The sequence below is a fragment of the Pseudomonas sp. C2.3V genome (assembly GCF_058536325.1).
In genome coordinates this window covers 3,951,046-3,975,635 of sequence record NZ_JBZUBN010000001.1, presented here as the reverse complement: position 1 = coordinate 3,975,635, position 24,590 = coordinate 3,951,046, and the positions used below count along the sequence as shown (strand labels likewise).

24 protein-coding genes are annotated in these 24,590 nt (G+C 56.6%); 12 read left to right on the top strand and 12 right to left on the bottom strand.

Annotated elements, in window-relative coordinates; genetic code table 11:
- Positions 1–158 precede the first annotated feature (158 nt).
- From hisB to AC4LF3_RS18780, 6 genes are all read left to right on the top strand, one after another.
- On the top strand, positions 159–752 hold the full coding sequence (gene hisB / locus AC4LF3_RS18805) for an imidazoleglycerol-phosphate dehydratase HisB (RefSeq protein ID WP_019367287.1): 594 nt from the start codon (positions 159–161) through the stop codon (positions 750–752).
- Positions 752–1,390, top strand: a complete 639-nt coding sequence (gene hisH, locus AC4LF3_RS18800) for an imidazole glycerol phosphate synthase subunit HisH (RefSeq protein ID WP_150348478.1) — start codon at positions 752–754, stop codon at positions 1,388–1,390. The genes hisB and hisH overlap by 1 nt, the downstream gene beginning before the upstream one ends.
- Positions 1,391–1,535: 145 nt before the next feature.
- Entirely contained in the window at positions 1,536–2,273 is a 738-nt protein-coding gene (hisA, locus tag AC4LF3_RS18795; protein WP_019367289.1) for a 1-(5-phosphoribosyl)-5-[(5-phosphoribosylamino)methylideneamino]imidazole-4-carboxamide isomerase, read from the top strand.
- Between the two features lie 26 nt (positions 2,274–2,299).
- The gene (gene hisF / locus AC4LF3_RS18790; RefSeq protein ID WP_181123647.1) at positions 2,300–3,070 is read left to right on the top strand and encodes an imidazole glycerol phosphate synthase subunit HisF; all 771 of its coding nucleotides are present in this window, start codon (positions 2,300–2,302) and stop codon (positions 3,068–3,070) included.
- A gap of 111 nt (positions 3,071–3,181) precedes the next feature.
- On the top strand, positions 3,182–3,901 hold the full coding sequence (locus AC4LF3_RS18785; RefSeq protein ID WP_239383492.1) for a substrate-binding periplasmic protein: 720 nt from the start codon (positions 3,182–3,184) through the stop codon (positions 3,899–3,901).
- A gap of 63 nt (positions 3,902–3,964) precedes the next feature.
- Positions 3,965–4,720: a substrate-binding periplasmic protein gene (locus AC4LF3_RS18780; protein ID WP_491836151.1), complete on the top strand. Its 756-nt coding sequence runs from the start codon at positions 3,965–3,967 to the stop codon at positions 4,718–4,720.
- Between the two features lie 50 nt (positions 4,721–4,770).
- Here AC4LF3_RS18780 and AC4LF3_RS18775 read toward each other — a convergent pair whose 3' ends face one another.
- The 4 genes from AC4LF3_RS18775 to gpmI form a co-directional block, all read right to left on the bottom strand.
- Positions 4,771–5,532 (bottom strand): divergent polysaccharide deacetylase family protein, encoded by a 762-nt coding sequence (locus AC4LF3_RS18775; RefSeq protein ID WP_491836150.1) that lies wholly within the window; start codon positions 5,530–5,532, stop codon positions 4,771–4,773.
- Positions 5,529–6,875, bottom strand: a complete 1,347-nt coding sequence (locus AC4LF3_RS18770; protein WP_010796140.1) for a S41 family peptidase — start codon at positions 6,873–6,875, stop codon at positions 5,529–5,531. Before AC4LF3_RS18770 ends, AC4LF3_RS18775 begins: the two co-directional genes overlap by 4 nt.
- A 24-nt stretch (positions 6,876–6,899) precedes the next feature.
- Positions 6,900–8,165, bottom strand: a complete 1,266-nt coding sequence (locus AC4LF3_RS18765; protein WP_150348484.1) for a murein hydrolase activator EnvC family protein — start codon at positions 8,163–8,165, stop codon at positions 6,900–6,902.
- Positions 8,166–8,344: 179 nt separating this feature from the next.
- Positions 8,345–9,880 carry a 2,3-bisphosphoglycerate-independent phosphoglycerate mutase gene (gene gpmI, locus AC4LF3_RS18760; RefSeq protein ID WP_491836149.1) on the bottom strand — a complete coding sequence of 512 codons (1,536 nt, stop codon included), beginning with the start codon at positions 9,878–9,880 and terminating at the stop codon, positions 8,345–8,347.
- A gap of 152 nt (positions 9,881–10,032) precedes the next feature.
- On the opposite strand from gpmI, the gene AC4LF3_RS18755 reads away from it, so the two are divergent.
- From AC4LF3_RS18755 to secB, 3 genes are read left to right on the top strand one after another with little or no spacing between them, the layout of a single operon-like run.
- Positions 10,033–10,455, top strand: coding sequence for a rhodanese-like domain-containing protein (locus AC4LF3_RS18755; RefSeq protein ID WP_010796137.1), 423 nt, complete (start codon positions 10,033–10,035; stop codon positions 10,453–10,455).
- A gap of 22 nt (positions 10,456–10,477) precedes the next feature.
- Complete coding sequence (gene grxC, locus AC4LF3_RS18750) at positions 10,478–10,732, top strand: glutaredoxin 3 (protein WP_010796136.1); 255 nt, start codon at positions 10,478–10,480, stop codon at positions 10,730–10,732.
- A gap of 28 nt (positions 10,733–10,760) precedes the next feature.
- Positions 10,761–11,231, top strand: a complete 471-nt coding sequence (gene secB, locus AC4LF3_RS18745; protein ID WP_010796135.1) for a protein-export chaperone SecB — start codon at positions 10,761–10,763, stop codon at positions 11,229–11,231.
- Between the two features lie 52 nt (positions 11,232–11,283).
- On the opposite strand, the gene AC4LF3_RS18740 is transcribed toward secB, so the two are convergent.
- Positions 11,284–11,748 carry a tRNA (cytidine(34)-2'-O)-methyltransferase gene (locus AC4LF3_RS18740; protein ID WP_010796134.1) on the bottom strand — a complete coding sequence of 155 codons (465 nt, stop codon included), beginning with the start codon at positions 11,746–11,748 and terminating at the stop codon, positions 11,284–11,286.
- A 99-nt stretch (positions 11,749–11,847) separates the two neighbouring features.
- On the opposite strand from AC4LF3_RS18740, the gene AC4LF3_RS18735 reads away from it, so the two are divergent.
- Positions 11,848–12,441 carry a hypothetical protein gene (locus AC4LF3_RS18735; protein ID WP_491836148.1) on the top strand — a complete coding sequence of 198 codons (594 nt, stop codon included), beginning with the start codon at positions 11,848–11,850 and terminating at the stop codon, positions 12,439–12,441.
- Positions 12,442–12,811: 370 nt separating this feature from the next.
- On the opposite strand, the gene ntrC is transcribed toward AC4LF3_RS18735, so the two are convergent.
- From ntrC to glnA, 5 genes are all read right to left on the bottom strand, one after another.
- A complete protein-coding gene (gene ntrC, locus AC4LF3_RS18730; protein WP_019367298.1) occupies positions 12,812–14,242 on the bottom strand; it encodes a nitrogen regulation protein NR(I) in 1,431 nt (476 codons plus the stop codon).
- Positions 14,239–15,315: a nitrogen regulation protein NR(II) gene (glnL, locus tag AC4LF3_RS18725; RefSeq protein WP_074827128.1), complete on the bottom strand. Its 1,077-nt coding sequence runs from the start codon at positions 15,313–15,315 to the stop codon at positions 14,239–14,241. The genes ntrC and glnL overlap by 4 nt, the downstream gene beginning before the upstream one ends.
- Positions 15,316–15,513: 198 nt before the next feature.
- On the bottom strand, positions 15,514–16,152 hold the full coding sequence (locus tag AC4LF3_RS18720; RefSeq protein ID WP_010796130.1) for a DUF4124 domain-containing protein: 639 nt from the start codon (positions 16,150–16,152) through the stop codon (positions 15,514–15,516).
- Between the two features lie 9 nt (positions 16,153–16,161).
- The gene (locus AC4LF3_RS18715) at positions 16,162–16,689 is read right to left on the bottom strand and encodes a DUF4124 domain-containing protein (protein WP_010796129.1); all 528 of its coding nucleotides are present in this window, start codon (positions 16,687–16,689) and stop codon (positions 16,162–16,164) included.
- Positions 16,690–16,823: 134 nt separating this feature from the next.
- Positions 16,824–18,230: a glutamate--ammonia ligase gene (gene glnA, locus AC4LF3_RS18710; RefSeq protein WP_010796128.1), complete on the bottom strand. Its 1,407-nt coding sequence runs from the start codon at positions 18,228–18,230 to the stop codon at positions 16,824–16,826.
- Between the two features lie 369 nt (positions 18,231–18,599).
- Here glnA and thiI point away from each other — a divergent pair, with 369 nt between their 5' ends.
- Positions 18,600–20,054, top strand: coding sequence for a tRNA uracil 4-sulfurtransferase ThiI (gene thiI / locus AC4LF3_RS18705; RefSeq protein ID WP_019367301.1), 1,455 nt, complete (start codon positions 18,600–18,602; stop codon positions 20,052–20,054).
- Between the two features lie 217 nt (positions 20,055–20,271).
- Positions 20,272–22,092, top strand: coding sequence for a translational GTPase TypA (typA, locus tag AC4LF3_RS18700; protein ID WP_026004159.1), 1,821 nt, complete (start codon positions 20,272–20,274; stop codon positions 22,090–22,092).
- Between the two features lie 119 nt (positions 22,093–22,211).
- On the opposite strand, the gene AC4LF3_RS18695 is transcribed toward typA, so the two are convergent.
- A complete protein-coding gene (locus AC4LF3_RS18695; RefSeq protein WP_010796125.1) occupies positions 22,212–22,976 on the bottom strand; it encodes a TerC family protein in 765 nt (254 codons plus the stop codon).
- Between the two features lie 87 nt (positions 22,977–23,063).
- Positions 23,064–24,401, bottom strand: coding sequence for a CitMHS family transporter (locus AC4LF3_RS18690; RefSeq protein ID WP_312271197.1), 1,338 nt, complete (start codon positions 24,399–24,401; stop codon positions 23,064–23,066).
- Positions 24,402–24,590: the final 189 nt, after the last annotated feature.

Here is a 24,590-nt window from a genome sequence, read left to right as displayed (position 1 = left end):
GATACCGCTCGCGGCAGGTGCAATGCCTGCCGCGTTTCCCGCCACTCGTCCCATCCTTCCTCTCGTTTGCGTTTAGGTGCCTTTCACGGCTTCTGCTTCCTGGCTATGGCTTCTATACTGTTTACCCTTTTTTGCCCTCTCATTTCGCGGAGCAGGTAATGGCCGAACGCAAGGCAGCCGTCGAGCGCAATACCCTGGAAACCCAGGTCAAGGTATCCATCAATCTGGATGGCACCGGGCAAGCCCGATTCGACATCGGGGTTCCCTTTCTTGAGCACATGCTGGATCAGATCGCCCGCCACGGGTTGATCGACCTGGACATCCATTGCAAGGGCGACCTGCATATCGACGATCACCATACCGTTGAGGACGTGGGCATCACGCTGGGTCAGGCCTTTGCCCAGGCCGTTGGTGACAAGAAAGGCATCTACCGTTACGGACATGCCTATGTGCCACTGGACGAAGCCCTGTCCCGGGTCGTCATCGATTTTTCCGGGCGTCCCGGTCTGCACTGGCATGTACCGTTTACCCGGGCTACGGTCGGAGGCTTCGACGTCGATCTGTTCATCGAGTTTTTCCAGGGCTTCGTCAACCATGCGCAGGTAACGCTGCATGTGGATAACCTGCGTGGCATCAACACTCACCACCAGATCGAGACGGTCTTCAAGGCGTTTGGACGCGCGCTGCGCATGGCAGTCAGCCAGGACGAGCGCATGGCTGGACAGATGCCGTCTACCAAGGGGTGCCTCTGATGCAGACGGTAGCAGTCATCGACTATGGCATGGGCAACCTGCACTCGGTTGCCAAGGCGCTTGAATATTCAGGCGGCGCACGCGTGCTGGTCACGGGTGATCCGCAGATCATTCGGGAGGCAGACCGCATCGTCCTGCCGGGCGTAGGTGCTATCCGCGACTGTATGGCTGAGATTCGCCGCCTGGGCATCGATGTGCTGGTTCGCGAAGTCAGCCAGGATCGTCCTTTCCTGGGCGTCTGTGTGGGCATGCAGGCCTTGATGGAAACCAGCGAGGAAAACAACGGTGTTGACTGTATCGGCCTGTTTCCCGGTCGGGTGCGCCGCTTCCCTGCCGATATGGTAGAGAATGGTGAAAAGCTTAAAGTCCCGCACATGGGATGGAACGAGGTGGCGCATACCCTCGATCATCCGCTTTGGCATGGTATTCCAGACCAGAGCCGCTTCTACTTTGTGCACAGCTACTACATCGAGGCCGCCAACGCTCGCCAGGTAGCCGGCCGAGGCCATTATGGCGTGGACTTTACCGCCGCCTTGGCTGACGGTCCGCGCTTTGCCACGCAATTCCATCCCGAAAAGAGCGCAACCTGCGGTTTGCAGCTCTACCAGAACTTCGTTGCCTGGGATGGCCGCTGGTAAGCCTGGCTGACTGTACTAGTCGCCATGGCAAGGCTTGAGTGCAAGCACAAAACCAACCCGTGGCGTTTTATCACCATTAGCGAACGCATTCCTGGCGCTGAACCTGTGCCATGCAGGCCGCCCCGAATGCCTTGGGTAGAGATCTATGCTGATTATTCCTGCGATTGATTTGAAAGATGGCGCCTGCGTGCGTCTGCGCCAGGGCCGTATGGAAGATTCCACGGTTTTCTCCGACGATCCTGTAAGCATGGCGGCCAAGTGGGTCGAAGGCGGCTGCCGTCGTTTGCACCTGGTTGATCTTAATGGAGCGTTCGAAGGCCAGCCGGTCAATGGCGAAGTGGTTACCGCGATCGCCAAGCGCTATCCCTCTCTGCCTATCCAGATCGGTGGCGGTATCCGCTCATTGGAAACCATCGAGCACTATGTAAAGGCTGGCGTGAGCTACGTGATCATCGGCACCAAAGCCGTAAAAGAGCCAGCATTCGTGGCTGAAGCCTGCCGAGCCTTTCCAGGCAAGGTCATCGTTGGGCTGGATGCCAAAGACGGCTTCGTGGCGACTGATGGCTGGGCGGAAGTCAGTCAGGTGCAGGTAATCGATCTGGCCAAGCGCTTCGAGGCAGATGGCGTTTCGGCGATTGTTTACACCGATATTGCCCGTGACGGCATGATGCAGGGATGCAACGTACCGTTTACTGCCGCGCTGGCAAACGCTACCCGAATTCCTGTCATCGCGTCGGGCGGTATCCATAACCTGAGCGATATCCAGAACCTGCTGGATGCCAAGGCACCCGGTATCATCGGCGCCATTACCGGTCGCGCGATCTACGAAGGCACGTTGGACGTCGCAGAGGCTCAGGCCCTGTGCGATCGTTATCAGGCATAAGACAGCCGACAGACGAGGGATACCGTATGGCACTTGCCAAGAGAATCATTCCCTGCCTCGACGTGGACAATGGCCGCGTGGTGAAGGGCGTCAAATTCGAAAATATCCGTGACGCCGGAGATCCGGTAGAGATTGCCCGTCGTTACAACGAACAGGGCGCGGATGAAATCACCTTTCTGGATATCACCGCCAGCCACCAGGGCCGCGATACCACCCTGCATACGGTCGAACGTATGGCGAGTCAGGTGTTCATTCCGCTGACCGTGGGCGGTGGCGTTCGTACCGTGCAGGATATTCGTAACCTGCTCAACGCGGGTGCAGACAAGGTCTCGATCAATACTGCAGCAGTCTTTACGCCCGAGTTCGTCGGAGAAGCCGCAGACCGTTTTGGCTCGCAATGCATTGTTGTCGCCATCGATGCCAAGAAGGTCTCGGCACCGGGCGAAACGCCGCGCTGGGAGATCTTTACCCACGGTGGACGTAAGCCGACCGGGCTGGATGCCGTTGCCTGGGCACGCAAGATGGAGGACTTGGGAGCGGGTGAAATCCTGCTGACCAGCATGGATCAGGACGGCACCAAGAGCGGGTTCGACCTCGGCGTGACACGTGCCATCAGTGAGGCCATCAATATTCCTGTTATCGCATCAGGTGGTGTCGGTAATCTTGAGCACCTGGCTGCAGGTATTCTGGAAGGCAGGGCCTCGGCGGTATTGGCTGCCAGCATTTTCCATTTTGGAGAATACAGCGTGCCTCAAGCCAAGGCCTATATGGCTGAACGGGGTATTGTGGTCCGATAAATAGAGATTTGCGTCACACTTGGCACGCTTCCTGTTAAAGAAATTGCCCAAAACAAAGCAGGAGGCGTGTCCATGTTCAACGTTGTCATGGCGTTTTGGGTCAGTGTGTTGATGGTGAGTGCTGGGGCCGCCCAGGCAGCCAGTGCCAACAATCGTATTGATCTGCTGACAGAAAATTTTCCCCCTTACAACATGTCGGTCGATGGCAAGAACTTCGCACAGGAGGAAAGCCTGAGCGGAATAGCCGTGGATATCGTCCGGGAGGCCTGTAAGCGGGCCGGAGTTGCTTACTCGATGACGCTCCGCTTTCCCTGGGAGCGTATCTACAAGACCGCACTGGAGCAGCCTGGCTACGGCGTTTTCGTGACGGCTCGTCTCCCCGAGCGGGAAGATTCTTTTAAGTGGGTGGGGCCGATAGGACCTGATGACTGGATTCTGCTTGCCCGTGCGGACTCATCGCTAAAAATTGGCAGCCTGGATGACGTAAAGCGTCAGGGTTTGCGCATTGGCGCCTATAAAGGTGACGCGATCGCCGAAAGTTTAGTGAAGCAAGGCATAAACCCAGACCTCTCACTGCGGGATCAGGAAAACGTTCAAAAACTTCAGGCAGGGCAGATTGACGTCTGGGCCACCGGCGATCCGGCGGGCCGTTATCTGGCGCGTCAACAAGGGGTTACTGACTTCAAGACCGTTCTGCGGTTTAACGAAAGCCAGCTCTTTTTAGCCTTGAACAAGCAGACACCTGACAATGTGGTGCAAAAACTGCAAAACGCACTGGAGCAGATGCGCAAGGATGGTGAAGTCCAGCGCATCCTGGAGCATTACCTTTAAATAAGCATTCGATTGTGCCTTTGCCGGTGGCACAGCAGTTATAAGAAACAAGGAGCTGAAGTGATGTCCAAGTCGATATTGCGTGTGGTGATGTTGGGGTTGTTATTGGGAGCAGGCGCAGCAAAGGCTGCGGTCTCCGACAATTACTCGATGGTCCTGCTGACTGAGAATTTCCCGCCATTCAATATGGCTGTCGACGAAAAGAATTTCGCCAAGGATGACGGGATTGACGGCATCAGCACGGATATTGTCCGTGAAATGTTCAAGCGTGCCGGAGTCAACTATTCCCTTTCTCTGCGTTTCCCCTGGGACAGGCTTTATAACCTGGCGCTGGAAAACCCTAATTACGCGCTGTTCTCCACGTCCCGCACACCTGCCCGCGAGTCGCAGTTCAAATGGGTAGGGCCCCTGGGCAAGACGCGTAAGGTGTTAATGTCGACTAACGCCAGCAATATCAAGTTGACCAACCTGGAAGGCGCGAACAAGTACAAGATCGGTACTTACAAAAGCTCGGCGGTCAGCCAGATCCTGGCTGACAAGAAGATTCCGTTTACCGAGTCCCTTCGCGACCAGGAAAACGTCGGCAAGCTGGAGAGGGGCGAAATCGACTTCTGGGCAACGACCGATGTTGTGGCTCGGTATCTGGCCAAACAGGAAGGGGTGTCCAATCTGCAAACCGCGTTGGTCATCGATGAGGCAGACCTATACCTGGCGATCAACAAGGATACGCCGGATGATGTAGTTGCCAAGCTGCAGAAGACGCTGGATGAGATGCGCAAGGAAGGCGTAGTCGATCAGATTACCAATAACTACCTGTGACCCTTCAGGGGCCCTGTAGCAAAACCGGAGCCTGGGCTCCGGTTTTTGTTTCAGCGGTACACACCATTCTTGCCATGACCGGCCATGGCTTTATTGCTGCGTAGAGCAATCATCTGCTCGACATCGATAATCTCGATGCCATTAGCGATCAAAGCGGGCAGCTCTCGCTCCAGAACGCTTAGCGTGGCTGGACGAGGATGACCAATCAGAACGGCCGTGCCTTGCTTGCGTGCCAGCCTGACGCCTTCCTGCAATTGCGCTGCGATTGCATCAGCCTGGTTTACATTGTCCAGGAACACATCGCGGGAAAGGCTCGCCAGCCCAATCTTTTGAGCTTCGGCGGCTGCAACCGTGGCTGCACTGGTACGGCTATCGAGGAAAAACAGCGATTTGGCCTGCAGGGTTTGCATGAGCTGACTCATGGCCGGGCGATCAGCCGTCATCCGACTACCTTCATGGTTGTTGACGCCGCTGACATAGGGGACAGTCGCCAGGGCGTTTTCGAGACGCTTGAGGCGCTCCTCACCTGAAAGCTCGGGATGCCAGGCGAAGGGGCCGCCCGCAGGGTCCATAGGCAGATGCAGAATGACCGTACGGCCTGCCTTATGGGCTTCGCGAGCCAATGTCGCGCCGAAGGATGTGCCCGGCATGATGGCCAGGGTCACCGGCCCGGGCAGACCAAGAACGCGACGATCCTGGGAGAGGTTCTGTCCCAGGTCATCGATTACGATGCTCAGGCGTGGTGGCTCAGCCGCAGCGGCTCCAGCTGCCAGAGCGAGCAGCAGGAGCGAGCCAATCCAACGCCTGATCACTGATTGCGCGTGATGCTCAGCCCTTTCAGGAGGCTGAGGGCTTGGGACAGCTGGAAGTCATCATCTTGCGGGCGGGGCGTCTGGTTAGGCGCCTTGCTTCCGGTAGGACGATCCGGGCCGCCGTTGGCATTACCCAGGTGACCGGCCAGATCAGCTTCTTTGAAGAACTCAGGATTGTCTTCCGGGGTGACTTTGGCGGGTGCGACCGCCACATCAGGGGTGATGCCCTGCGCTTGAATGGATCGACCCTTGGGTGTGAAGTACAGCGCTGTGGTCAATTTGAGTGCGCGGTCGTTGTTAAGCGGCAGAACTGTTTGCACCGAGCCTTTACCGAACGTATCCGTACCCATCAGGATTCCGCGCTTGGAATCCTGCAGAGCGCCCGCCACGATTTCCGCCGCCGACGCGCTGCCACCATTGATGAGGACGACCAGCGGAACACCTTCGCTGGGGTCAGCCGCGTCGGCCGAGAAGCTCAGCTCGGAGTTCTGGATGCGACCCTTTGTATAGACGATCAGCCCCTTGGTCATAAAGGCATCTGCAACCTCGACAGCGGCCTGCAAAACGCCGCCGGGGTTGTTTCGCAGGTCGAGCACCAGGCCGTTGAGCTTATTGCCCTTGTTCTCTTTGCGAAGCTGCTGGAAGGCCTTTGTTACTTCATCGCCCGTGTTTACCTGGAACTGCGAAATGCGCAGCAGGCCGTAGTTAGGCTCCAGCAGTTGCGCCTTGACGCTCTTGACCTTGATGACGGCCCGGTTGAGTTTGACATCGAAGGGGCGGCCACCGCCGCGTACGATAGTCAGGGTAATCGGACTGCCGATCTTGCCGCGCATCTTGTCTACGGACTGGCTGATGGACTGACCCTTGGTGGGCTGGCCATCGATCTTGACGATCAGGTCTCCCGGCTGGATACCGGCCTTGGCAGCCGGCGTGTCATCAATAGGGGAGACCACTTTTACGAAACCGTCCTCCTGACCCACTTCGATCCCCAGACCACCAAATTCGCCGCTGGTGGTTTCCTGAAGCTCAGCAAAATCCTTGGGTTCAAGGTATGCCGAATGCGGGTCCAGGTTGCTCAGCATGCCCTTGATGGCGTTTTCGAGCAGAGTCTTGTCGTCCACCGGCTCAACATAGGCTGCCTTGATGCGGTCCATCACCTCAGCGAACGTACGCAGCTCTTCGAGTGGAAGCGGCGCGTTGTTGATGGGCGCTGCTGCCCCTTCGACCGGGGTCACCGCGGCGGGCACTTCTCCTGGCGTCTGTTGCTGGGCCCAGGCGGTTGAAACGCCACTCAGCCCTATCAGCGAGAAAGCCAAGGCGGTGAGACGAAAGCAATGCGGCATGCGTAGCTCCTAATGTGTCCGGCACTAACCCTGGGCACGGCACCAGGTAAGCGGATCCGACGGACGACCCTTCTGACGTATGGCGAAATAGAGGGCAGGGGTGTCCTGGCCTCCGCTGGTCCCGACGGTTGCAATCGCATCGCCCGCCTTGACCTGATCACCTGCACTCTTTAACAAGCTTTGATTATGCCCGTATAAACTGAGATAGCCGTTGCCGTGATCAATGATCACCAGCTGTCCGGCCCCTCGTAACCAGTCGGCAAACACTACCCGGCCCGCATGAATAGCGTGTACCTGGGTGCCTGCGCTGGCTGAAATCAGTACACCATCCCATTTGGCGCGCGGGTCATCGCCACGCGGACTGCCAAAGCGTGCCAGCAGGCGACCGTTCACAGGCCAAGGCAGCTTGCCTTGTGCGCTGGCAAACGGACCGCCAAAGCCTGGTGCAGAACTAGACACCGCAAGGCCCGGTGTGTTCGTTGGCCGTGTCGTTTTGCTGCTTGCGCGACTACGCTCTTCCGCTTCCCGCGCCTGTGCCAGTGCACGCTGGCGAGCCTGCTCAGCCTCACGAGCCTGGCGGGCCAGTGTCTCTTCAATGGTTTTCAGGACCTTGCCGAGTTCTGCCTGATCCTGCTCGCGCGATTTCAGCGCACGGTTGCGGTCGGAGTAGTCGCTGTTCAGCTTGGCCAGGGTCTCCTGGCGTGCCTTGCGGACTTCGGCCAGTTTGTCCTGCCGCTCCTGCAGAGCGGCTTGCTGAGCGGTCAGCTGCGATTGCTCGTTACGAATGTCACTCTCTACCCCGGCTAGCTGTTTCAGGGTGTCGTTGAATGTCGCGAGTTGGTCGAGGCGGGCCTGATTGACATAGTTATAGTAGGTCAGGGTGCGACTGACCTTTTCCGGTTGTTCCTGATTGAGGAGCAACTTCAGGTATTCCTGACGGCCGCTTTGATAAGCGGCACGAATCTGAATAGCGATCAGTTTTTGTTGCTCAAGGCGTGACTGATCGAGTTTTTTTTTCTGGTCATCCAGCTTCTTCAGCTTCTCCTGACCTTGATCCAACTGATCCTGGAGATCCTTGACCTGCTTTTCCAGGTCGCCCATCTCCGTTTCGGTCGATTTGAGCTGCTTTTGCACGCCGGACTTTTCGGTCTGGATGCCTTGCAAGAGCTTCTGCAGTTCGGCGATGTCACGCTTGGTGGCTTCCAGCTGGCGCTGGGTATCCTCGCGCTGATCGGCCACGGCCGGAGTAAGCAGACATGCAAGAAGAACGAGGGTAAGGGCGCGAAGCATCGAGTAACAAATATCCCATGAGGAAGCGCCCTAGTATGCACGGGGCGGCTAGCAAAAAAAACGGCGAGACGAGCCGTAGATGACTAGGTGCTCTTTTATTGGTTGATGATCAGAAGTACCGCTGAGTCCTCAGGGACGCAACGATACTCCCAATCGGGCAAATGAGCAGGCTGTGATATTTAATTCATGGTAATGATCGTACGACCGGTCATCTCCTTGGGTTGCTCCATACCCATAAGCGTTAGCAAAGTGGGCGCTACATCGGCCAGTACACCGCCTTCACGAATGTGAACGGAGCGCTTGCCTACATAGACGAACGGAACCGGCTCGGTGGTATGCGCAGTATGCGCCTGACCCGTGGACTCATCTTCCATCTGCTCGACATTGCCGTGGTCTGCCGTAATGATGGCCTCGCCGCCGACCTTGTCCAGCGCTTCCACAATGCGTCCCATGCAGGCGTCCAGGCATTCCACTGCTTTGACTGCCGCCTCGAATACACCGGTATGGCCCACCATGTCGCCATTGGCATAGTTGGCGATGATGACGTCGTAGCGCTGGTTTTCAATCGCATCGACAATCTTGTCGGTAACTTCCGGGGCGCTCATTTCAGGCTGCATGTCATAGGTGGCAACCTTGGGGGAGGGGATCAGGATACGTTCCTCGCCCTCGAAGGGTTCTTCCCGACCGCCCGAGAAAAAGAACGTGACGTGCGCATATTTCTCGGTTTCGGCAATCCGCAGCTGAGTCTTGCCGTTCTTGGCCAGGTATTCACCCAGGACATTGTTCAGGCTTTCCGGGGCAAAGGCACTGGGTGCAGGAATGCTGGCAGCATATTGGGTCAGCATGACATAGCCTGCCAGGTTTAGCGTCCGGGTACGGGGGAATTCCTTGAAGTCCGGCTCGACAAACGCACGGGACAGTTCACGGGCGCGGTCAGCGCGGAAGTTCATGAATACCACGGCGTCACCGTCTTCCACTTTGACGGGAGTCCCGACGGTTGTTGCCTTGACGAATTCATCGCTCTCGCCGCGCTCGTACGCTGCGTTGAGGCCTTCGATGGCCGTTGCCGCATGGTATTCCGCGGTGCCGTCCGTAATGAGGTTGTACGCAGCGGATACGCGGTCCCAGCGATTGTCGCGGTCCATGGAGAAATAGCGGCCAATCAGCGACACGATACGGCCTTTGCCCAGGCGGGCAAAGGTGGCGTCGAGCAGGTCGATCGAGCTCTGGGCGCTTCTGGGCGGTGTATCGCGACCGTCGAGGAAGGCGTGCAGGTAGATCTTCTCGGCGCCACGCTTGGCTGCCAGCTCTGCCATGGCAACCAGATGGTCCTGGTGGCTATGGACGCCGCCGTCGGACATCAGGCCCAGGATATGGACGGCCTTGCCTGCGCCGACTGCCTTGTCGACGGCTTCGCCAATGACCGGATTCTCGAAGAACTCGCCATCGCGGATGGCCTTGGTGATACGGGTGAAATCCTGATACACCACACGGCCGGCTCCCAGGTTCATGTGACCTACCTCGGAGTTGCCCATCTGGCCGTCAGGCAGGCCCACATCCATGCCGGAGCCGGAGATCAGACCATGGGGCTGTGTCGCCAGCAGGCGATCCCAGACCGGCTTTTTTGCCGCGTAAATGGCATTGTGCTTGGTTTCCTCGCTGTGGCCAAAGCCGTCGAGGATGATCAGGACCAGAGGTTTGGGTGTGAATGCCATGATTTCGGACTCTTGTTAGCGCTGTTTCGAAAGGCAACGGTTATCTGAAGTGTAACTGCCAAACGCCTAGCGACGCCACGCATGCAGGGTATGGTGCATGAGGTCGCGTGTGTATACTGGCCAGCATTTTTTGACTCCGGATACTTCGTGCCATGCAATTCGTTTCCCGGCTGATCGAGTTCGCCACTCACCATTACTTGCTTGTTGGCGCCTTGTTGGTGCTCTTGATCCTTCTGCTGATACACGAGACACGTCGTAGCGGGCGCAGCCTGTCAACGGCGGAGCTGACCAAGCTTCTCAATACAGAGCAGGGCATTGTGCTGGACATTCGTCCGAAGAAGGAGTTCGCTACCGGTCATATCGTCGGGGCAGTGAACATTCCTCAGGACAAACTGGCCAGCAGCCTGTCCCAACTGGAGAAGCACAAGGATAAGACCCTTATCGTTGTCGACAGCAATGGTCAGCAGGCCGGCGCTGCCTGTACGCCGCTACAACAGGCCGGATTCACTACGGCCCGGCTGACGGGAGGTCTCTCTACCTGGCGTGGGGAAAACCTGCCGCTCGTGAAAAACTAATTGTCGGACAGGAGGTACTCTCATGCCTGAAGTCATCATCTACACCAGTGCCTGGTGTCCTTACTGCCATCGAGCCAAGCACCTGCTCGACAGTAAAGGTGTGAAGTACCAAGAAATTGCCGTCGATGGCCAGCCTGCAGTGCGCAGTGAAATGACACGCAAGGCCGGCCGGACCAGTGTTCCGCAGATCTGGATTGGCGAAACCCATGTGGGTGGCTGCGACGATCTGTATGCGCTCGAGCGCTCAGGCCGTCTCGACCCGCTCCTCTCTGCCTGAATTAACCGATAAACAATAAGGTTCTGTCATGACTGATAACCTAAACGGAGCGCAGCAGACTGAAGAAGGCGCTCAGTTCTCCCTGCAACGTATCTATATTCGCGACCTGTCTTTCGAGGCGCCCAAGAGCCCGGACATCTTCCGTCAGGACTGGCAGCCAAACGTTAACCTGGATCTATCCACCCGCCAGAAGGCGCTGAACGAAGATTTCTACGAAGTCGTCCTCACGCTGACCGTAACGGTGAAGAACGGTGAAGACACCGCTTTTGTTGCTGAAGTACAACAGGCCGGTATCTTCCTGATCAAGGGTCTGGATGCCTCTTCCATGAGTCATGCGCTGGGCGCCTTCTGCCCGAACATCCTGTTCCCTTATGCACGTGAAACACTGGACAGCATGGTCGTGCGTGGTTCCTTCCCGGCGCTGATGCTGTCGCCGGTGAACTTCGATGCGCTGTACGCTCAAGAGCTGTCGCGCATGCAGACTGCAGGTCAGGCCTGATCTACGCTGTAGAAAAAACGCCCTTCGGGGCGTTTTTTTATGCCGCAGTGATTTATTCCGGCATGAAAAAGCCCAGCTGGCGCCAGCCTTCGTAAACGGTAATGGCTACCGCGTTGGAGAGATTGAGGCTGCGACGATCCGGTAGCATGGGCAGGCGTAGCAGGTGCTCGTGGGGAAGGGCATCACGCACCTCGGCTGGCAGCCCGCGGCTCTCGGGACCAAACAGCAGGGCATCGCCTACTTCATAGCGGACATCGGCATAGGACTGTGTAGCCTTGGTAGAAAAGGCCATCAGCCGACGGGGTTGTAAATCTGCTATACAAGCTGACAGCGATGCGTGACACCGCACGGTCGACCACTCATGGTAGTCCAACCCGGCGCGACGCAGCTTTTTGTCGTCAAGCGCAAAGCCAAGTGGCTCGATCAGATGCAGGCGGCAGCCGGTAACGGCACACAAGCGAATAATATTGCCCGTATTGGGCGGAATTTCCGGCTCGAACAGAATGACGTCAAACATGGTAGCTAACACAGGAATAAAGAGCGGTATGGTAACGCCACCCGGCGACAATGGCTGCTGCTTCGTACGGTGGATATGGGCTGGTTGCGGAACGGTGGCATGTTGAGTCGTCTGTTTCATGCTGTACGCCGTCTGTTTCTCGAGGTACGCGAAGCCAAGGCTGCTCGTGAAAGAGAACTCCAACGGGTGGATGATCCTGAAGAGCTACGCCGTGAGCTACAGACTCGCAATCGCCGCCTCCTGGTGTGGTTGGGCGCCATGTCACTGGGCGGGCTGCTGTTCGGGCTGATGGTCGGCCGGATCTATCATGGCGATGTAGGGCCCCGACGGCCGATCGTTCCTCAGGTACGCGTGGCTCAGGCTGCAGAATACGTTGACGAAGGCTCTGGGAGGCCTATGTATCGTCTGGTGCTGTCCCTGAACAAGGCCCTTCAGTATGAGCGCTATCGCCCAGACGGTGCGTTGAATCTGCGTTTGCCCAACATAAGTTTGGTAGGCGGCAATCAAAGTGCTCAGGTAAAAACAAAAGAGTCACGCAGTTTTTCCTGGTCAGTCACTCAGCAGGGCAAGGACGTCAACGTGCTTGTAGTTGGACTAGGAGGAGCCCTGGCTACTCAGGACCACTTGGACAAAAAGGAAGACGACCACTGGGAACTGGTCATTGACGTTCCACTGATCTCAGCTGGCCAGTAAACGTGCGCACAATTGAGGCAAGTTTCAAGTGCTGCACATTTTTGGTGCAAGCCTTGAATGCTAAACATTATTCTTCTTTTATGATGCTGTGTTTCTTGTAAAGCCAGTGCAATTGAAGGGTTTCAGCTTTGTATCTGTAACCTATTGATTTTAAAGGCCTGAGAAGTAGCCTTTTATCTCAGAACAAAAAAAGACCACCCGAAGGTGGTCTTGAAATAAAAAGGGGATTCCCCAGCCTGCCTGTACCGAGGTCCCCAAAAGGTTGGTTACCAAGTACATAGCAGGCGGCGTGCCAACTTTTCATGATTTTCTGAACAAAAAGTTCAGGCATAAAAAAGCGCTGTTTAAGGCGCCTTTTAGCCTATAGGGCTTAGTCTTCACCCTCTTCATCGGGGCCATCGACTTTCATGCCCAGCTCTTTGATCTTCCGGGTCAGCGTGTTGCGTCCCCAGCCCAGGAGAACCGCGGCATCACGACGGCGGCCAGCGGTATGCTTGAGCGCGGTCTCGATCATGATTCGCTCAAAAGCAGGCACGGCGCTGTCCAGAAGGCTTGACTGTCCACGGGTCAGTGCCTGATCCGCCCAATGACGCAAGGCTTGTTCCCAGTTGGCGGCGGGTTGTGCATCCTGCGGCTGACTGAGGAGTTCCGGCGGCAGGTCATCGATCAGTACCTCCCGGCTGGACGCCATCACCGTGATCCAGCGACAGGTATTTTCCAGTTGCCGGACGTTACCTTGCCAGGACAGGCCCTTCATGTACTCCTCGGTTTCCGGTCTTAGCGTCTTGGGTTCTACCGCCAGCTCCTGCGCTGCTCGTGCCAGGAAATGCCGGGCCAGCGCCGGAATATCCTCCCGGCGATCAGCCAGACGAGGAATGTGGATACGAATCACGTTGAGGCGATGAAACAGGTCCTCGCGAAACTTGCCATCCCGGACCAGACCCTCCAGGTTCTGGTGGGTTGCGGCAATGATGCGGACATCCACCTTGACTGGGGTATGGCCCCCTACGCGATAGAACTCACCATCAGCCAAGACCCGCAGCAGGCGCGTCTGGGTATCGGCTGGCATGTCTCCGATCTCATCAAGAAACAAGGTTCCACCATCGGCCTGCTCGAAACGGCCTCGACGCTGGTTGGCCGCGCCTGTGAAGGCCCCTTTTTCGTGGCCGAACAGCTCGGACTCCATCAAGTCCTTGGGAATGGCGGCCATGTTCAGCGCAATGAAAGGCGCAGCCGCACGCGGGCTGTGGCGGTGCAGGGCATGGGCAACCAGCTCTTTACCTGTGCCCGACTCGCCATTGATCAGAACCGTAATGTTGGAATGGGAGAGCCGGCCGATGGCGCGAAACACCTCCTGCATTGCCGGCGCTTCACCAATGATTTCCGGTGTTCGCGTCAGGTGAGCGGGCTCCTCGAATCCCTGCTGTTCCTGGGCATGCTGGCCGGCGCGCTTGACCAACGCGACGGCCTCATCGACGTCGAACGGCTTGGGCAGGTATTCAAACGCGCCCCCTTGATAGGAGGCGACAGCGCTGTCGAGATCCGAATGTGCCGTCATGATGATCACAGGCAGACGAGGGTGAACCTCCCGAATGCGTGACAACAAGTCCAGGCCACTGGCGCCAGGCATGCGAATATCGGAAATGATGACATCCGGCTGCTGGCGGCCGAGCCGATTCATGACGCTGTCCGCATTCTCAAAGGCAACGGTCGTCATGCCTTCCTGCTGAAGGGCCTTTTCTAGTACCCAGCGAATGGAACGGTCGTCGTCGACGATCCAGACGGTCTCCGAACGGCTCATAAAGGCTCCTTATCCAACGGCAGGAAAATACTGAAGGCAGTGTGTCCAGGTTGACTCAGGCACTCGATAAGGCCTTGGTGCTGAGAAATGATGTTTTGCGTGATGGCCAAGCCCAGACCGGTCCCGTCTGGGCGACCGCTGACCATCGGATAGAAGATGGTTTCCTGCATGTCGGCAGGAATACCCGGGCCGTTATCGATGATTTCGACCTTGCACACCAACCGATGGCGAATATGGGCAATAGTGAACTGGCGGAGCGCACGCGTCCGCAGCGTGATACGTCCCAGGCGCAGCTCATTGTGTTCGGAAATGGCCTGCATGGCGTTTCGCACAATATTGAGGACTGCCTGGATCAACTGCTCCTTGTCGATAAGGAGGTCCGGAATGCTCGGATCGTAATCGCGTACCAGAGAGATACCACCCTGGCTTTCGGCATCCACCAGACTGCAAACACGCTCTAGCACCTCATGAATATTGGTACGTGCCAGTTTGGGCAGCTTGTTGGAGCCGAGCATGCGATCCACTAGGTTGCGCAGGCGGTCAGACTCCTCAATGATGACGTTCGTGTAATCCTTCAGGGACTCGTCCGGTAACTCTCGAGAGAGGAGTTGCGCAGCGCCACGGATACCTCCAAGGGGATTCTTGATCTCATGGGCAAGCCCGCGAACCAGCAGTTTGGTCGTTTCCTGTTTGGAAAGCTGGGCTTCCTCTTTGGTAATTCGCAGGAGACGATCCCTGGGATGCACCTCCAGCAACAGGTAGGTCGTAGAAGGGCTGAGCACAGGCGTAACAGCATAATCCACCGTCAGGTTGTTGCCTGTAGTGGACACCAGCAGTGCTTCACGCTTGGTAAACGGGTGCGAGTGCTCCACTGCCTGACGAAGGGCTTGGAGCGCTTCCGGCGACTCGGTGAACAATTCACTGATGAATTGACCGTGGCTACGCTGACCGCTGACGGCCAACAGCATTTCAGCTGCCGGATTCATGTACTCAAGGCGCAGCTCGGCGTTGAGCAGAATGACTGCCGTCGTAAGGTTATCCAGCAGCAGACGATGCATCATTTCCGTAGGCATGGCGAATCAGCTTTGATGTGACGACCCATGAAAATGCAAGAAACAAACCAAGCTACGTAAATAGGCTGCCCTGTGTTAGGGCAAGCCCATAACCTGTGCACTGCACGTAGCCTTAAGCTGTTTTCTAGCTAATCAGGATGTCTCGTTTTGGTGCGACCTACAGTATTGCACTGATATGGTGCATAAGGGGCTGGCGCTTTATTCTTCTTCGGGTTTTTCAGAAAGCGGACATTCGGGACGAATACCCCACTCACCGTCCTTGCAGGGGTTGGCCAGACGCCGCTGAGACAGCGACATGCGCTTCATATGGAAAGGTTGGCTAGGCGTACGCTCGACCACGACGCCGCCTTCCGTAACGATCTCCACCGCGATCTGATGCGTGCCCCGATCCAGGTTTTCAAGTGGAAATACCGGACTGCGCCCAGGGGCTCCTGCGGGTTGGCCATCCAGAATCAGCCGGTAGAAATGAGTAGGCATCAGTTCTGGATCGCTGGTGGCTGTTACGATCAGCTCACCGGCATTGCTCCGAATCGTAGCGTCCGGCTCCGGTACAAGAATGCGCAGCATCTGGTAGGACGCGATCTGAGCCGGTGGCGGTGGGGCGGATGGCTGCACCGGTTTACGAATATCCGGATTAGAGGGTGACAGCTTGATCGTACGTGGTGCAGCAGGCGACGGCATGCTGTTGGAAGGCTGAATCGTAACAGGGTTGGCCTTGATGCCCTTTGGAGGGCTATCTGTGAAGATGCGGTTACCTTCGGCATCGGTGTAGGTGTACACGGCTGCAAAGGTCGGCTGCGTCAGGAAGAGTAGTACAAGCAGATAAATGAAGCGCATCGGTAAGGATCAACGACTCGGACTGTTGAGGCTGATGCGTTGCACCGTGATCTCAACGGGCTCGCTCTGTTGTACGACACGTGTACCTTCGACCACCTCTATGGCCAGGCTGTGTGTGCCACGGTCTATGTTAGTCAGATGAAAAAAAGGTGCTCGGGTCGGCTCACCATAAGGTTGCCCATCCACCAGCAGGCGAAGTTCATGGCCGGGCGATAGGGCAGGCGTTATGGTCGCGCTAATGGAAAAAGTGCCATTGTTCGCTCGTAGCGCTTCATCGTCAGGCGCATCCAGGCGCAGGGTTTGATAGGGCTGACTCGTGGCTGCGCCCGTGTCGGGCGGGGACGGAGAGGGCGCGGTCGACGCCGGCGTCTCGGCTTTCACGGTGTTGGGGCGCTGCAGTTCGACCCGTTCGGCAGGCGCGTTCGCTGGCGGCTGGTCGCTGAAGACTGTTTGGCCGTTCGGGCCTACCGAGCGATAGATTTCGGCGTGAACAGGCAAGGTCATGGCAAACACTAGGCTGGCGAACAGCAGGCGCATATCTGTTCCTAGGGTGACACTGGCGTCACATAGAGAAAGAGGTAAGTCATAAGCGTTGCACTGACAGGCCCTTATGACAAGCGCCCATAAGCAAAAGGCCTCCCGAAGGAGGCCTCTGCTGTACAGCCGGTGGCTTAGACGCTGTAGTACAGGTCGTATTCCAGCGGGTGAACGAAGGTGCGAACCTTGATCTCTTCTTCGCTCTTGAGCTCGATATAGGTATCGATGAACTCATCAGTGAAGACGCCACCCTTGGTCAGGAACGCGCGGTCAGCGTCCAGGGACTCCAGTGCTTCCTTCAGGCTGCCACATACCTGCGGGATCTGCTTGGCCTCTTCTGGCGGCAGGTCGTACAGGTTCTTGTCGGCAGCATCGCCAGGGTGAATCTTGTTCTGGATACCATCCAGACCCGCCATCAGCAGTGCAGCGAAGCACAGGTAAGGGTTGGCCGCCGGGTCCGGGAAGCGCGCTTCGATACGGCGGGCTTTCGGGCTGGAAACGTAGGGGATACGGATCGAGGCGGAACGGTTGCGAGCCGAGTAGGCCAACATGACCGGTGCTTCAAAGCCGGGAACCAGACGCTTATAAGAGTTGGTGGACGGGTTGGTAAAGCCGTTCAGAGCCTTGCCATGCTTGATGATGCCGCCGATGAAGTACAGGGCAGTATCGGAAAGGCCGGCATAGCCTTCGCCTGCGAACGTGTTCTTGCCTTCCTTGGAGATAGACATATGAACGTGCATGCCCGAGCCGTTATCGCCATACAGCGGCTTCGGCATGAAGGTTACGGTCTTGCCGTAGGCATCAGCGACGTTGTGTACGCAGTACTTCAGCGTCTGGACTTCGTCCGCCTTGGCTACCAGCGTGTTGAACTTCACGCCGATCTCGTTCTGGCCGGCAGTCGCCACTTCATGGTGGTGAACTTCAACAACCAGACCCATCTCTTCCAGCGCATTACACATGGCTGTACGGATTTCGTGGTCATGGTCGACCGGCGGAACCGGGAAGTAGCCGCCCTTGACGCCCGGACGGTGGCCCTTGTTGCCGCTTTCGAAGTCAGCGTCAGTGTTCCAGGAGGCCTGTTCGGAGAAGATCTTGAACATGGAGCCGGAGATGTCGGACTTGAACTTCACTTCGTCGAAGATGAAGAACTCGGGCTCTGGACCTACGAATACAGTGTCACCGATACCGGTGGATTTCAGATACTCTTCAGCGGCCTTGGCAATCGCACGGGGATCACGCTCATAAGGCTGCATGGTGGACGGTTCGATGATGTCGCAGACCAGGATCACGGTCGGCTCTTCAGTGAACGGATCCAGCACGGCGGTGCTGTCGTCCGGCATCAGGATCATGTCGGAAGCTTCGATACCTTTCCAGCCAGCAATGGAGGAGCCGTCGAACATTTTGCCGTGTTCGAAGAAGTCTTCATCGAGGGCGTCGCGAGCGGGCATAGTAACGTGCTGCTGCTTTCCCTTGGTGTCCGTGAAGCGCAGGTCTATCCACTTCACGTCGTTTTCTTTGATCAGTTGAACCGCCTTCGACATGTTTTCCTCCAGAGGGATTGAGGCTGGGAGCGGTTGGCGTAACTCCCAGGATCAGGTGTACCCGTAGCAAGGGCACTTCTGAAAACGGTTGCGCTTTCAGAAGAGCCCTATCCTCGCCTAAGGGCTACTGCCTCACAAGGGAGCAAGTAGCGTGCCAGTGCCCTGTAATGGACAGGGCCGCACTAACACTAGGCCTTGGCCGTAAATGGTGCCTCTGGAATAGACCACCGAGCACCAAAAGCGTGCTTTATATTTTTTATAGCACCAAATTGGTGCTTTTATGTATTTAGACCAATGGAAGTCAGAACTTTCAGTTTGAGCTATACTTGTCGACCTTTTCTCGTCGTTTCCGCTCTTCTTTAAAATTTCATGAAGCTCATCGTCAAAGTCTTTCCGGAAATCACTATCAAAAGTCGTCCGGTGCGCAAGCGTTTCATTCGCCAGCTGGCGAAGAATATCCGGGTGGTCTTGAGAGATCTGGACCCGAACCTGACGGTGGAGGGTGAGTGGGATAATCTGGAAGTCGAAACACAGCAAACCGAGCCGAAGGTTCTGCGCGAGATGATCGAGCGCCTGACCTGCACGCCAGGGATCGGTCATTTCCTGGAGGTCCATGAATACCCGCTGGGCGACTTCGAAGATATTCTCGACAAATGCATCCAGCATTTCGGTGAGCGCATTCGCGGCAAGGTATTCTCCTTGCGCTGCAAGCGGGCCGGCAAACATGATTTCAGCTCCATGGACGTAGAGCGCTACGTCGGGGGCGGACTGCGCCAGCGCTGTGGCGGTGCAGGGATTTCCCTCAAGGATCCCGAGGTGCTTGCACGCATTGAGATCCGCCATGACCGCCTGTTCGTGATTGATCGGCAGCACGACGGTCTGGGAGGGTATCCACTGGGTGCCCTCGAACAGGTGCTGGTGCTCATGTCCGGTGGTTACGACTCAACCGTTGCCGCCTACCAGATGATGCGTCGCGGCTTGGTCAGTCATTTCTGCTTCTTCAATCTGGGTGGGCGTGCTCATGAATTGGGCGTTATGGAGGTTGCCCATTATCTGTGGGAGAAATTCGGCCGCTCCCAGCGCGTGCTGTTTATCAGCGTGCCGTTCGAAGAGGTGGTCGGCGAGATCCTGACCAAGGTAGATGACAGCCAGATGGGCGTCATCCTCAAGCGCATGATGCTGCGCGCAGCTAGCCGCATGGCCGAGCGCCTGGACATCGATGCGTTGGTCACGGGCGAGGCGATCTCGCAGGTTTCCAGCCAGACCCTGCCCAACCTGGCCGTAATCGACCGTGTCACCGATACGCTGGTGCTGCGTCCACTGCTGGCCAGTCACAAGCAGGACATCATCGACACGGCCGAACAGATCGGCACGGCGGCATTTGCCAAGCACATGCCGGAGTACTGCGGCGTGATTTCGGTGAACCCGACGACCAAGGCCAAGGGCTACCGTATCGAGCACGAAGAAACCAAATTCGACATGGCCATCCTGGACGCAGCCCTTGAGCGCGCTACGATGATGACAGTCGACAAGGTGATCGACGAGCTTGGCAAGGACTTGAAGGTTGAGGAAGTCAGCCAGGCGCTGCCTGGTCAGATCGTGCTCGACATTCGTCACCCAGATAGTCAGGAGGATGATCCTCTGGCCGTGGACGGTGTCGAAGTGCAGGCTATGCCATTCTTTGCACTGAATAATCGATTCAAGGAACTGGACGAGAATCGCCAGTACCTTCTCTACTGTGACAAAGGTGTCATGAGTCGCCTGCATGCTCATCATTTGCTCAATGAGGGGCATGCGAATGTACGTGTTTATCGCCCGGACTAAACAGCCCGGGCTGTTTGGCGGCAGCATTCGCCATCGCCCTCCCGACCGGGATTGAGGGCAGGCCTGTCGGGCTGCTCGTAGGCGCAGATCTCATTGGCGCCTTTGTTTCTCTGGATTAAATGCCCTTTGGGCTTGAATGAATTTTGCTGAATGTCGTGTCGGGCTTGCTGTGATCAGCCGCTGCGGCCCGGCTCAACTTGATAACGAGACTGAAAAAGTGATCGAGAATCTTCGTAATATCGCCATCATCGCCCACGTTGACCATGGCAAGACCACGCTGGTAGACAAGCTGCTGAAGCTGTCCGGTACGCTGGACCGCAAGGAAGCTGAAGGCGAGCGCGTCATGGACTCCAACGACCAGGAAAGAGAGCGTGGTATTACCATCCTGGCCAAGAACACGGCGATCAAGTGGAACGGCTACAACATCAATATCGTGGATACACCCGGTCACGCTGACTTCGGCGGTGAAGTAGAGCGTGTAATGTCGATGGTTGACTCCGTACTGCTGGTTGTGGACGCGCAAGACGGCCCCATGCCTCAGACCCGTTTCGTGACCCAGAAGGCGTTCAAGGCGGGCCTGCGTCCGATCGTGATCGTGAACAAGATCGACCGTCCGGGCGCGCGTCCAGATTGGGTTATCGACCAGATCTTCGACCTGTTCGACAACCTGGGCGCCACTGATGAGCAGCTGGATTTCCCGATCGTCTACGCCAGCGCCCTGAACGGCATTGCCGGCATGGACTACGAGAAGATGGACGACAACATGGATGCTGTGTTCCAGGCCATCATTGACCACGTACCGGCCCCTCAGGTCGACGTGAACGGCCCGTTCCAGATGCAGATCTCCCAGCTGGACTACAGCAGCTTCCTTGGCGTGATCGGCATTGGCCGTATCGCACGCGGTACCATCAAGGCCAACACTCCGGTAACCGCTATCGGTGCCGATGGCAAGAAGCGTAACGGCCGCATTCTGAAGATCATGGGTCACCACGGTCTGCAGCGTGTCGAGGTTCCTGAGGCGCAGGCCGGTGACATCGTTTGCGTCAGCGGCATGGACGAGCTGTTCATTTCCGATACCCTGTGCGACCAGCAGACCGTCGAGGCGCTGCCTCCGCTGACCGTTGACCAGCCGACCGTTTCGATGACCTTCCAGGTCAATGACTCGCCGTTCGCTGGCAAGGAAGGCAAGTTCGTGACCAGCCGTAACATTAAAGACCGTCTGGATAAGGAGCTGCTGCACAACGTGGCACTGCGTGTTGAGCAGGGCGAATCTCCTGAGAAGTTCAAGGTCTCTGGCCGTGGTGAGCTGCACCTGTCCGTATTGATCGAGAACATGCGCCGTGAAGGCTTCGAACTGGCGGTAGGTCGTCCAGAGGTGGTGATCATCGAGAACGAAAACGGCGAAAAGCAGGAGCCGTACGAGAACGTCACCATCGACATCGAAGAGCAGCATCAGGGCCCCGTTATGGAGCAAATGGGTCTGCGTAAGGGCGATCTGAGCAACATGATCCCTGACGGAAAAGGCCGTGTTCGTCTGGAGTACACCATTCCGGCACGTGGTCTGATCGGCTTCCGTAACAACTTCCTGACTCTGACCTCGGGTACTGGCATCCTTACCTCGACCTTCAGCCACTATGGTCCGATCAAGGCTGGCGAAGTGACTAACCGTCAGAACGGTGTGCTGGTGTCCATGGCTACCGGTACTGCACTGACGTACTCGCTGGAAACTCTGCAGAGCCGCGGCAAGCTGTTCCTCGCGCCTGGCGATGAAATCTATGAAGGCCAGCTGTGCGGTATCAACAGCCGTGACAATGACCTCGTGCTGAACCCCACCAAGGGCAAGAAGCTCGATAACATGCGTGCTTCCGGCAAGGACGAGGTTATCGCCCTGGTTCCGCCAATCAAGTTCACCCTTGAGCAGGCCCTGGAATTCATCGCTGAAGATGAGTTGGTTGAAGTAACCCCTAAGTCGATTCGTCTGCGCAAGAAGCTGCTCAACGAAAACGATCGTAAGCGTTACGAGCGCAGCAAGGTGTAATAACCCGACCGCGCGACTGAAAAGCCCACTCGCTGAAAGGCGGGTGGGCTTTTTTTATGCCTGGTGAAAGGAAGCCATAAAAAAGCCCCGGTAAACCGGGGCTTTCACTGCCGTAGGGCTTACGGCGTATTCTTACGCAATTTCACAGGATGCCCTTGCTGGGCCTTCTTGCGGGCGGCTGCGGTACGCATGCGGATATTGATGGCTTCCACTGCCAGCGAGAACGCCATGGCGAAGTAGACATAGCCCTTGGGTACGTGAATCTCAAAACTCTCGGCGATCAGCACGGTACCCACTACGATCAGGAAGGACAGTGCGAGCATCTTCAGGCTAGGGTGCTTGTCGATGAAGCTGCTGATACCACCTGCTGCCAGCATCATTACCAGTACTGCAACAATGATCGCTGCAACCATCACCGGTACATGTTGCACCATACCCACTGCCGTAATGACCGAGTCCAGCGAGAACACGATGTCGATGATCGCGATCTGGACGATGGTAGAGATAAAGCTGCCGCCCTTGCCCTTGGGCTCGTCGCTTTCTTCCTCTTCACCTTCCAGGCCGTGATAGATCTCGGTACTGCTCTTGTACAGGAGGAACAGGCCACCAAAGAACAGAATGAGGTCGCGCCCGGAGATGCCTTGGCCAAACACATGGAACAGATCGGCCGTCAGGCGCATCACCCAAGTGATCGAGAGCAACAGCAGGATCCGTGTCACCATGGCCAGTGCCAGGCCGAAGAAACGTGTGCGTGGTTGCATCGCCTTGGGCATACGGCTCACCAGGATCGAGATCATGATGATGTTGTCGATACCCAATACGATTTCCAGGGCCGTCAGGGTAAAGAAAGCCACCCAGATTTCCGGGCTTGTCAGCCACTCCATTCCAATTCCTCTTCATTAACGTCGGTACGACGAGTACCGAAAACAAACCGACAAAACTAATCAGGTAAATGTGAAAATTTCGTTAGTTCAGGTACCACTGAACAGCGGAAACACACCTAGTAACAAAGCTGTTACCAGCATAGCCAGACATGTCACGACTGCCCACTTGAGAGTAAAGCGTTGATGATCGCCAAACTCTACTTTAGCCAAACCCACCAGCAGGTAGGTCGAAGGTACCAATGGGCTCAGGAGATGCACCGGTTGGCCTACGATGGACGCACGAGCAATTTCCACTGGAGCGATACCGTAGTGACCAGCTGCTTCGGCCAATACGGGCAGTACGCCAAAGTAGAACGCATCGTTGGAGATGAAAAAGGTAAACGGCATGCTTACCAGCGCAGTGATGACGGCCATATACGGGCCAAGCGCTTCCGGAATAACGGCCAAAAGGCTTTTGGACATAGCGTCCACCATGCCGGTGCCTGACAGGATGCCTGTGAAGATCCCGGCGGCGAAAATCAGTGAAACTACCGCAAGAACATTTTCCGCATGAGCGGCAACACGCTGTTTTTGCAGATCGATATTGCGGTAGTTGATAGTCATGGCGATGCCGAAGGCAATCATGAATAGCACTGGCATGGGCAGAATGCCTTTGACTAGCGCTGCCATTAGGGCCAGGGTCAGAAGACCGTTGAACCAGCGCAGATGAGGACGGCGGGCTTCTTCGCACTGAGAAACGGTAACCTTGGCACCTTCGCTTTCATGGATTTCCAGAATGCCCAGGCGTGCCCGTTCACGGCGTCCATAGAGATAGGCCAGGACAAACAGCCAGACAATACTAGCCAGCATGGCAGGGATCATCGGGACAAAAACATCCGCTGGGTCTACGTGCAGCGCACTGGCTGCGCGTGCCGTCGGGCCACCCCAAGGCGTAAGGTTCATGACGCCACTGGACAGCAGCATCAGGCACGTCATGATCAGCGGATTCATTCCCAGACGCTTGTACAGCGGGAACATGGCTGCCACGCAGATCATGTAAGTCGTCGAACCGTCACCGTCGAGCGATACCACCAGGGTCAGGAAGACCGTACCGATGGCAACCTTGAGCGGGTCGCCCTTTACCAGTTTCAGAATCCAGCGAACTGCCGGATCGAACAGGCCGGTATCAATCATGATAGCGAAGTAGAGGATGGCGAACAGCAGCATCACGCCAGTAGGCGCCAGTGTGCGCAATCCATCCAGCATCATGGGGCCGAGCGAATTGAGCTGGATATGCCCAAGGCTGGCAAAGTGATTACCCAACGCCCATGCCAGTACGGCAAAGAGAATCGGGACCATAGTAAGCGCAATGAGAGGGGTGAGCCGCTTGGTCATGATCAGAAACATGAAGGTCACGACCATGGCGAAGCCAAGGAATGTCAGCATGGGAAACTCCAACGGTTACGCGTGAAAGGTAAAGAAACGACCGAAGCGTGATTCAGGGCTCACGAGTAGCGTATGGAGAGGCATGGAGCGGCGGGGGCCACTGCTGGGGACAAGCGAATCATGGAGTTAATCCTTTGTTTTTGTTAGTACCGCAGGTGCACGTCATGGCATTGCCATAAGTGGGCCATT

Bases quoted from the DNA above. Each gene is read 5' to 3' on its own strand.
- AC4LF3_RS18690 (WP_312271197.1), bottom strand. From the start codon at position 24,401: ATGCTGACATTCCTTGGCTTCGCCATGGTCGTGACCTTCATGTTTCTG.
- ntrC (WP_019367298.1), bottom strand. From the start codon at position 14,242: ATGAGCCGTTCGGAGACCGTCTGGATCGTCGACGACGACCGTTCCATT.
- thiI (WP_019367301.1), top strand. From the start codon at position 18,600: ATGAAGCTCATCGTCAAAGTCTTTCCGGAAATCACTATCAAAAGTCGT.
- AC4LF3_RS18735 (WP_491836148.1), top strand. From the start codon at position 11,848: ATGTTGAGTCGTCTGTTTCATGCTGTACGCCGTCTGTTTCTCGAGGTA.
- glnA (WP_010796128.1), bottom strand. From the start codon at position 18,230: ATGTCGAAGGCGGTTCAACTGATCAAAGAAAACGACGTGAAGTGGATA.
- AC4LF3_RS18780 (WP_491836151.1), top strand. From the start codon at position 3,965: ATGTCCAAGTCGATATTGCGTGTGGTGATGTTGGGGTTGTTATTGGGA.
- AC4LF3_RS18765 (WP_150348484.1), bottom strand. From the start codon at position 8,165: ATGCTTCGCGCCCTTACCCTCGTTCTTCTTGCATGTCTGCTTACTCCG.
- AC4LF3_RS18770 (WP_010796140.1), bottom strand. From the start codon at position 6,875: ATGCCGCATTGCTTTCGTCTCACCGCCTTGGCTTTCTCGCTGATAGGG.
- secB (WP_010796135.1), top strand. From the start codon at position 10,761: ATGACTGATAACCTAAACGGAGCGCAGCAGACTGAAGAAGGCGCTCAG.
- glnL (WP_074827128.1), bottom strand. From the start codon at position 15,315: ATGCCTACGGAAATGATGCATCGTCTGCTGCTGGATAACCTTACGACG.
- AC4LF3_RS18720 (WP_010796130.1), bottom strand. From the start codon at position 16,152: ATGCGCTTCATTTATCTGCTTGTACTACTCTTCCTGACGCAGCCGACC.
- AC4LF3_RS18740 (WP_010796134.1), bottom strand. From the start codon at position 11,748: ATGTTTGACGTCATTCTGTTCGAGCCGGAAATTCCGCCCAATACGGGC.
- AC4LF3_RS18695 (WP_010796125.1), bottom strand. From the start codon at position 22,976: ATGGAGTGGCTGACAAGCCCGGAAATCTGGGTGGCTTTCTTTACCCTG.
- grxC (WP_010796136.1), top strand. From the start codon at position 10,478: ATGCCTGAAGTCATCATCTACACCAGTGCCTGGTGTCCTTACTGCCAT.
- AC4LF3_RS18715 (WP_010796129.1), bottom strand. From the start codon at position 16,689: ATGCGCCTGCTGTTCGCCAGCCTAGTGTTTGCCATGACCTTGCCTGTT.
- AC4LF3_RS18755 (WP_010796137.1), top strand. From the start codon at position 10,033: ATGCAATTCGTTTCCCGGCTGATCGAGTTCGCCACTCACCATTACTTG.
- hisH (WP_150348478.1), top strand. From the start codon at position 752: ATGCAGACGGTAGCAGTCATCGACTATGGCATGGGCAACCTGCACTCG.
- hisB (WP_019367287.1), top strand. From the start codon at position 159: ATGGCCGAACGCAAGGCAGCCGTCGAGCGCAATACCCTGGAAACCCAG.
- hisA (WP_019367289.1), top strand. From the start codon at position 1,536: ATGCTGATTATTCCTGCGATTGATTTGAAAGATGGCGCCTGCGTGCGT.
- hisF (WP_181123647.1), top strand. From the start codon at position 2,300: ATGGCACTTGCCAAGAGAATCATTCCCTGCCTCGACGTGGACAATGGC.
- AC4LF3_RS18785 (WP_239383492.1), top strand. From the start codon at position 3,182: ATGGTGAGTGCTGGGGCCGCCCAGGCAGCCAGTGCCAACAATCGTATT.
- gpmI (WP_491836149.1), bottom strand. From the start codon at position 9,880: ATGGCATTCACACCCAAACCTCTGGTCCTGATCATCCTCGACGGCTTT.